This is a genomic window from Agrobacterium sp. LEGMi-208b (assembly GCF_059511785.1).
The window spans coordinates 361,134-367,576 of the sequence record NZ_JCALIC010000003.1 but is presented as its reverse complement, the minus strand read 5'-3'; the positions used below and the strand labels follow the sequence as shown (position 1 = coordinate 367,576).

5 protein-coding genes are annotated in these 6,443 nt (G+C 56.1%); all 5 read right to left on the bottom strand.

The window, feature by feature from the left end; all coding sequences use genetic code 11:
• Window positions 1–322, bottom strand: a 322-nt coding sequence (locus AC5YUO_RS27160) for a hypothetical protein (RefSeq protein ID WP_496156852.1), incomplete at its 3' end; no start/stop codon positions are given.
• Between the two features lie 420 nt (window positions 323–742).
• Complete coding sequence (locus AC5YUO_RS27155) at window positions 743–1,102, bottom strand: hypothetical protein (RefSeq protein ID WP_496156851.1); 360 nt, start codon at window positions 1,100–1,102, stop codon at window positions 743–745.
• 51 nt (window positions 1,103–1,153) lie between these two features.
• Entirely contained in the window at window positions 1,154–2,455 is a 1,302-nt protein-coding gene (locus tag AC5YUO_RS27150) for an MFS transporter (protein ID WP_496156850.1), read from the bottom strand.
• Window positions 2,456–2,597: 142 nt separating this feature from the next.
• On the bottom strand, window positions 2,598–4,145 hold the full coding sequence (locus tag AC5YUO_RS27145; protein WP_496156849.1) for an indolepyruvate oxidoreductase subunit beta family protein: 1,548 nt from the start codon (window positions 4,143–4,145) through the stop codon (window positions 2,598–2,600).
• 9 nt (window positions 4,146–4,154) lie between these two features.
• A complete protein-coding gene (locus tag AC5YUO_RS27140; RefSeq protein ID WP_496156848.1) occupies window positions 4,155–6,308 on the bottom strand; it encodes a thiamine pyrophosphate-dependent enzyme in 2,154 nt (717 codons plus the stop codon).
• Between the last annotated feature and the right edge of the window lie 135 nt (window positions 6,309–6,443).

Genomic DNA, 6,443 nt, shown 5'->3' with positions numbered 1-6,443 from the left:
GTCCCTTTTCCCATTTTTTCCCTGTCGTTCCGCAGGAGGCATATTCTGAGCGCGTTCCATCTAGCACCGCTAGTCGCACCGTCGTCATATTATCCTGTGGGACTGATTTGATGAGAAATTGGTCATTCACGTCGAGGAAGGCGTATTCTTTTTGCTCGTCCAATGTCGAAAGGAACTCATTCTTCTGCCATTGGGTGGGCTTGTCAGCGGTCGAGGATTTTGGGGAACTAGTCGTCTCTGCTGCTGACGGGGTAGCCAGAGCCATCGATGTGGCTAAGGCAAAAGCAATGTGGGTGAGCGACATAAACTTTACGCGAGCCATGGTATTCCTCCGTGTTGAGAGATTACAAACTCAGGCAAGACACTTAGAAATGGTATTTTGCGCGCAAAAGGGAGAAAATCACAGATTATACAATTTGTGAATGCATATATTCGGGCCGCTCACCTGAGTCGTCCTAAATACATGAGTCAAAAGGGAAGTTTTTCGACTGGGGTTTTTTCGCGGCGTCCGTCAGACGTCGCTCGGATGAATCCCACACCGCATTGCTTGCCAGTGATCAAACAAAGGACAGGAAAGAACCTTCGCTATTCCTCCACAAAAAATACTATCTTAAGCTGTTATTTTCCCTAAATTTGAAAATATTTAGGTATAATGCTATACCATAACATGCCGGTGCTACTGCCGGTGCGAGGCGCCGTTCGGCCGCTCTTCTTGTTTTGGAGAGCTACCATCATGAACGTATCAACCGCGACCATCGCCCCCCCGCGCGCGAGGCAAAAAACGCTTTAAAATCAGTGCTTGTTGGACGTCGTTGTTCTTGTTGGAAAGGTAGCTGGAGCGGGTAGCGAGCTTCTCGGTCTCGGCCGCCATCGGCGGCCGAACCTTGACGATCACGTCGGCGGCGGCAAACACCGCATCGGCACTATCGACCACCGTGACGCCGGCGCCGCGATAGGCCTCGTCCGAAAGATCGGCCCCAAGCCCGGGACCCGTTTCCACAAGGCATTCATGCCTGAGCTTCTGCAGCGCTTGGGCAGAATCAGGCGTCATCGCCACGCGCGCCTCGCCTGACCATAGTTCCTTTAGAGCACCTATACGCACTCTGCCTCCACTAATTTTGATGATAGAGAACGATGTGACGGAACGCTCAATTCACGTCCGGGAGCGAGATGGGATTAGAATAGTGGCGACCGCTGCCAATGCCGCCACAGCAGCAAATACGTAAAAATTCCATTCGGGCGTGAGCTCGGTGCTGGCGATCCAACCACCAACCAAAGGACCGGTCAGTGCTCCAAGACGCGAAAAGCTGAGAGCAAACCCTGTTCCGGCCGAACGAATTGAAGAGTCAAGTCGCTGCGCGAGAAACCCAGTTAGGATCAAAGACGCGGAAACCGTGCCGAAACCCGCTATGCCGACGAACAGATAGTTTATGAGAATCGGCCCCTTGAGTGCAAGCGCGGCGATGCCCAAAGCTCCCAACAAATAAGAGAGGGCGACGGTCCTGATCACGCCAAACCTGTCAGCCCAGGTTCCCAGCACGATTCCGCCAATTGCAGAACTGAAACTGAACACGGCGAGGAAAAGCAAGCTATCGCCAAGCTCGTAACCTGATTTGCGCATGATCTGCGGCAACCACTGTGCCAGTGCGTAGACAAGGAGGAGTCCCAAGAAGAGCGCGCACCAAAAGCAAATAGTCTCGAAAGCCTTCTGCGGAGCAAAAATCGAACCAATAACCGTAGTCCAGCCAGGCGCTTTTGTGTGGTGGACAACAGGAGCAGGCAACGCTATGCGCATCCGCTTGGCTGTTTTAGCAGCAGCATTCCATTTGCCGCGAAGCACCAAAGATTCGAGCGATTCCGGCAGTAGGAGAATGAAAATCGGCACAATCAGCAAAGGCGCAGCGCCAATCAACACGATCAGTCTCCACCCATGCTCTGCGATCAGTGCCCGGCTGCATAATGCGGCGACGAGAATGCCGACAGAATAACCGGAATACATCAGACCATAATTGAAGCTCCTGCGGTGTGGCTTCGAGTATTCAACAGTGAGAGCCGCTGCGACAGGAATGATGCCTCCAAGCCCTAGGCCCGCCACGAAGCGGCTGGCACCGAACCACAACGGGGTCGGAGCCATAGACGATATGATCATGCAGCCGGCGAACAAACTCAGGCAGCCGATGAACATCGGCTTGCGCCCATAGAGCTCACTCATCGTTCCGACGATGATGCCGCCGAGGAGCATGCCGATAACTGTATAGCTCCCCATGGCGCCAAGTTCGAGAGGCGTTAGTTTCCAATCCGGATCTGTGGCCAGCGCCGGAAGAATGGCTCCAAGGACGCCGACATCATAACCTTCGGCGAAGATGGCAAACCAGCAGAGCGCAACGACGAGCATGCTCTTTCGTGTCGATATTTCCGATGGTACTTTGACAGTTGGCGGATCAAATGGTCTCATAATACGGTGCCCCTCCCACGCAGGTTGTCGTTCCTCTTAGACAGCTTCAAGTTTCGTGCTGTGGACGGCGTGCACTGAACAGCGCCGTCACTTTTTGTTCATTGTCGTTGGTTGCTTTTTGGAGCTCAAAACCCGCCGGGCTTCAAAGCGTCGCCACAGTCTTCAGAGCTCCATCGAGCGCAATTCCATCCTCGTCAAGAAGTGCTGCCTGGCGCAGCCGCTTCATCCAAACAGCGCCGTCGTCGCGATCTGAGAGCATATCCAGGGCCGACATTACCCGGTCGAATTTTGACAGCCCCCTCGCGTGAGTATCCGAATATCCCTTGACGAGGCGGCGGTTATTGATGACTTCGACGGCAAGGTCGTAGTTCCCTGGCAGAAGCGCGGTCGCAGCCTTGAGCCAAGCCTCTCGATGCTCGGCCTCCTCGGCATGCCGAAGCGTGCTTCTGCGCATGTGGCGAAGGGCGGCCAGCAGATAAAGCATCAAAAACCACCCGAGCCTACCAGTCTGCACCCGCCGCCCTTTGTTGATGCGCCGGTCGAGCCAGGCAAAGAGCTTGGGCCGCTTCTCGACGAATAGTCCAAGCCTCTTCGGCATTGTTCCGCAGATTTCCTCCATGCGCGGATGCATGTACTCGGTCATATAGAGAATCTGGTTCGGTTTCACGCCGACTTCCTTGCGAACCCGGTCAAATCGGGAGCCCCGCGTCTTAAGGTCGGCGACGCGAATGACATCGTCATAGGCCATGGCGACCGCGACATATTTCGCAGACTGGACGGTGAAGGCAAAGTCTCGCTCCTCACCGCCATGGGCGTGGTCGAGTGCATGGAGCTTGCCGATGCGGTCGAGATACTCTCCGGCATAAGCCGGATCCTGGAAATCCGTCAGCTTCTTCACGCCAGCGAAAAGAAGCGGCCAGGCACCTTCAGGGAACTCAGCGCGAAGACGATGGACCAGCCGATCAAGTTTTGCGTGTCCGGCAGTTTCGGGCAACACGTCGAAATGCTTCGGCGGCGAAGCGGAAATTTCGTCGCGCGGCTTGGCCTTTGTGCGCTCGTAGGCAGCGTTGAAAGCGCGCAAGCTGGCATCGACGCCCTTGCCGCCACCGCGGATGGTCGCTTCGAACGCCTCTTTTGGAAATGGCAAGACATCAGCCGCAGCTAGGGCGCCGAACATGGACGAGGAAATCACGCTGCCGTTTTTCAGCGCCAACGTATCCATGTCGAATGCGATCGTACGTTTGGCGGCAAAATCCGTAGCGCCTACAACCACGGTCGGATCACCAATGCCGTTACCTGGCTTTTCCTTTTCCCCGACGGCGAAAGATCGGTGTGTCGACGCAATCAGCGTCGTCCTGTCCGGTGTGACGAGGCCGCGCAACACCGATCGGCCAGCTTCCATCAGTTCTGAGGCAAGCACGACATCGACGTCGCCGGGCGTTGGCATAAGCGAGAAGATTGGGCCATGATCGCCGCGTGCTGGCAGCATTTCGATATAATAGATGGTTGCACCGGTTCGCTGGGCAACACCCGGCACGGACGTCGACTGTGCCATCCAGCCCTGATCCTCGGCAAGGCCAACGATCCAGTCCGCCAGGACGCCCCCGCCTTGGCCACCCATTGCAAGGATCGCGATCGTCAGTGGTTTGTCAGCCGCGAGCAGAGATTTAGGGTTCACCATTTCATACATCTCAACCCCTCAATCCGCAAACACGATGCGGCCAGCCGCTCGACGGGTCTGCAGCCAGCCGATCACCTTGGTGCGCAGGTTAGACATGAACTTGTCCCAGCCAGTCGGATTGTGGATGACATCGGCACGATAGAAGGACGGACACAGCACTGCCGCCTCCGAAACCTCGCCGCAATTGCCGCAGCCGACACAGCTATTGTCGATCGCCGCGACCGGATCGTCCTTCAGCGGATCGTCCGTGTGTTTGACCGACAAAGATGGACAGCCGGAAAGCCGGATGCAGGCATGATCGCCGGTGCAGACATCCTCGTCCACGCCGAAGCGCTCCTTTACCATGCGCTGGCCGTCCTTCACCGCTTTGGCGAATTGCGGCTTGATGCGGCGCTGCTTGTTCAACATGCATTCGGAAGAGGCGACGATGATCTTAGGACCCTTTTCCTTCGTCGTGAGCGCTTCCTTCAATGTGTCGCGCATCTTGGCGACGTCATAGGTACGGTCGATCTGGCGCACCCAGGTGGCACCGATCCCCTTCACCGCATCGACGATGGAATTGTTCGTCTTGCGGTTGGGATTGATGGCGCGAGACGAGAGGACGTCCTGGCCGCCGGTCGCCGCTGAATAGTAGTTGTCGACGACGAGAATGACGCCGTCCTGCTTGTTGAAGACGGCATTGCCCACCGACGTGGCGAGACCGTTATGCCAGAAACCGCCATCACCCATGACCGCGATCGAGCGCTTGTCCGATTCGACATTGAATGCGGAAGCGGATGCCGGGCCGAGACCATAACCCATCGTCGTGCCTCCGATATTGAAGGGGGGCAGGATCGAAAAAAGATGACAGCCGATATCGGCCGAGACATGATGTTCGCCGAGTTCCTTCTCGACCAGCTTCATGGCAGCGAAGATCGGACGCTCCGGGCAACCCGTGCAGAACCCGGCAGGGCGCGCCGGCACGACTTCAGCCAAGGCTTTCACCTTCGGGTCGTTGAGGATCGACGTCGAGTCCGGTACGGGCGGCTGGTTGCCGAGCAGCATCCGGTCATAGATTTCAATGAAAGTCTTCAGGCCCTTCATCAGGACCGGAGGCGTATATTCGCCACCAAGGGGGAGGATATCCTTGCCGTGCAGCTTGGTCTGAATGTCTTGGCGACGCATCAGTGTATGAAGCGTCTGCTCGACATATTCCGGCGCCCCCTCCTCGACCATAATCACGGCCTTCTTGCCAAGACAGAAATCGACGACCTCGTCATCGATCGTCGGATAGGCGACGTTCATCACATAGATCGGGATTGAGGAATTGCCGTAGACATCGGCCAAGCCCAACTGCTGCAGTCCACGCATGACGCCGTTATAGTGTCCGCCAAGCGTGATGATGCCGATCTCACCCTCTTCGGGGCCAAAGAATTCGTTGAGCTTGCGCTCCTTTATGTACTTGACAGCAGCCGGCCAGCGCCGCTCCAGCTTGTCCTTTTCATGGGCAAAGTTGGCCGGAGGCAGCACAATGCGATTAACGTCGCGCACCGGATTTTCAAGCGCCTGTTTGAGTGTATAGGCAGGACGCTTGTTGTTCTTGGCAACGAACTGCCCGTGCATATGACAAGCCCGGATGCGGACCTGCAGCATGACCGGTGTGTTGGAGGCTTCTGAAAGCTCGAAGCCTTCCTCGACCGCCTGTACCATGGACGGGAGATTGGGGCGCGGATCGAGCAGCCACATCTGCGATTTCATCGCAAACGCATGGCTGCGCTCCTGCATGATCGAAGAACCCTCGCCGTAATCCTCGCCGAGAATGATCAGTGCGCCGCCATTGACGCCGCCAGAGGACAGGTTGGACAGCGCGTCGGATGCCACATTGGTTCCGGCCGTCGATTTCCAGGTGACGGCACCGCGCACCGGATACATGACCGAGGCTGATAGCATCGCCGCCGCCGCCGCTTCGGAAGCTGAGGTCTCGAAATGCACCCCGAGTTCTTCCATGATGTCCTTGGCATCCGCCAACACATCCATCAAATGGGAGATTGGCGAGCCCTGATAGCCGCCAACATAAGACACCCCTGATTGCAGCAGCGCCTTGGTGATCGCAAGAATACCCTCGCCGCGGAAGATTTTACCTTCCCCAAGCTTCAAATCCTGGACTTCGCTAGCAAAGGATCGCTCCGCCATATGACCTCCCAATTTTCTTGTTATATGCAAAATCATATTTTAAACGCCCGATTATTGTCAAATGAAAATTTTAGCACCCCTATGCTGGCCTTATTCGCGGTCTTACACAGATAAAAAATATGATTTCACATATAA

Excerpts from the sequence above, each read along its gene's own strand:
- AC5YUO_RS27150 (WP_496156850.1), bottom strand. The coding sequence starts at position 2,455 with ATGAGACCATTTGATCCGCCAACTGTCAAAGTACCATCGGAAATATCG.
- AC5YUO_RS27145 (WP_496156849.1), bottom strand. The coding sequence starts at position 4,145 with ATGTATGAAATGGTGAACCCTAAATCTCTGCTCGCGGCTGACAAACCA.
- AC5YUO_RS27140 (WP_496156848.1), bottom strand. The coding sequence starts at position 6,308 with ATGGCGGAGCGATCCTTTGCTAGCGAAGTCCAGGATTTGAAGCTTGGG.